Origin of the sequence: Limnofasciculus baicalensis BBK-W-15, assembly GCF_024178385.1 — a bacterium.
GTDB classification, from domain to species: Bacteria; Cyanobacteriota; Cyanobacteriia; order Cyanobacteriales; family Coleofasciculaceae; genus Limnofasciculus; species Limnofasciculus baicalensis.
In genome coordinates, this window is sequence record NZ_JAMZMM010000631.1 from 1 (window position 1) to 1,961 (window position 1,961).

Here is a 1,961-nt window from a genome sequence, read left to right on the forward strand (position 1 = left end):
CCCCATTCTCCCTCGATCGTATCTTCTTGAAATCTTCATATAACAGCTCGATCAAATCATGTAATATTTGTAGAGACTGATGAAAGCAGTGAATATTAAGTGGCTGGCAAGCTAGATCGTTCAGCTTCTCATTAAGTCTAATTTAAGAGACTAGTTTTATTGGTGTGTTTTTTGTGATCAAAAATAATAATCCAGGGATTATACCACGTTAATATTCACTGTGTCAATCATGTCCAAATACTAATTTTAGACCAAATTTAATGGTCTGAGCTTGACTTGAACTCAGAAGTGTATCAGCAGTAACTTAAGCGAGGAATATAACCTTGCTAACAAGTTTGTGCAAATTTTAAGGAAGGACAAAAACAAATGGTAATGACAATTGAACCTACCGCTCAGGAACAATATATGCTTGAGCTGGTGAATCGCGCTCGCCTGAATCCCCAGGCTGAAGTAGATCGTAACCCTTATGTTGCGGCTCTCAATGAAGATTTAGCACCGGGTACTATTTCTAATACTCCAAAACAAGCTCTAGCATTTAACCTCCAACTCATTAACTCATCACGTCAGCACAGTCAATGGATGTTGGACACTGATATATTCTCCCACACAGGAATAAATGGTAGCAATCCCGGCGCTCGAATGCAAGGGGCTGGATATCAATTTACTGGTAGTTGGACTTGGGGTGAAAATATTGCCTGGATGGGAACCACAGGTACACCAAATGTGACTGCATTTGTGGCTGCCGAACATGATAACTTGTTCGATAGCGCAGGGCATCGTAAGAATATCCTCAACGATAACTTCAAGGAAATTGGTATCGGTACCCTCACTGGGGTATTCCAAGGTTACAATGCTGTGATGACGACTCAGAATTTTGCTAAATCTGGTACAGCGTCATTTATCACTGGGGTAGCGTTTAATGATTTGGTAACGGATGATGATTTTTATACCGTTGGTGAAGGATTAGGCGGGATTACAGTTAATGCCCTGCGCCAATCAGATAACCAATTATTTAGTACCTTCACCTATGCTTCCGGTGGATATCAATTAGCCCTTGATCCTGGCACTTATACTGTTAGTTTCTCTGGTGGAGGATTGAGTACAACTGTTACTCAAACAGTTACCCTGGGTTCACTTAATTTTAAACTAGATTTAGCAACAGATAAATTGCCAGTTACTCCAACTCCTGGCGTTACCCTCACTGGTACAAGTGCCAATAATACCCTGACGGGTGGCAATGGCAACGATACCCTTAGTGGTTTGGCAGGAAATGATATCCTCAATGGGCTGAATGGCAACGATATGCTATTCGGCGGTACTGGCAACGATACCCTAGATGGTGGCAACGGCGATGACCAACTTGATGGTGGTGACGGGATCGATCGCCTTTTAGGAGGTGCAGGTAATGATATCCTAGTTGGAGGTCTCGGTGTTGATACCTTGATTGGTGGTGATGGTAGCGATCGCCTCAATGGAAATGCTGGCAATGATATCCTAACTGGTGGCGTTGGTGGTGATTTCTTTGTATTTGATTCAAATAGTGCCTTCACCTCATCTGCTTTCGGTGTCGATAAGGTTACTGATTTTGCCAGCGGTGTGGATAAAATTGTCCTGGATCAAACTACATTCGGCGCGATTACTCCGGCTCAAATTGCCATAGTTAATACTGATTCATTGGCGGCAATAAGTATGGCACAGATTGTGTACAGTCTGGGTACTGGCAACTTATTCTTTAATCAAAATGGTTCAGTCAGTGGCTATGGCACAGGGGCAAGGTTTGCTACTATCGATAACGATAACAATTCTGCCACTATAGCACCAGTTTTAATGGTAGCTGACTTCCAAATTGTTGCGTAAATCACTGACTTTCTTACCACGGCAAAAATAGTTAATTCTAGCAACTTCCACAGCGGTTAGGACATTCTCCTCTAGCAAATTTTAACAAGGGGCTGCCATCCCCT

At 42.5% G+C, this 1,961-nt stretch carries 1 protein-coding gene; it reads left to right on the top strand.

The genetic code is table 11. The features are described from left to right. The first annotated feature begins 372 nt into the window (after positions 1-372). The gene (locus NJ959_RS28965) at positions 373-1,857 is read left to right on the top strand and encodes a CAP domain-containing protein (protein WP_254015221.1); all 1,485 of its coding nucleotides are present in this window, start codon (positions 373-375) and stop codon (positions 1,855-1,857) included. The last annotated feature ends 104 nt before the right edge of the window (positions 1,858-1,961 follow it).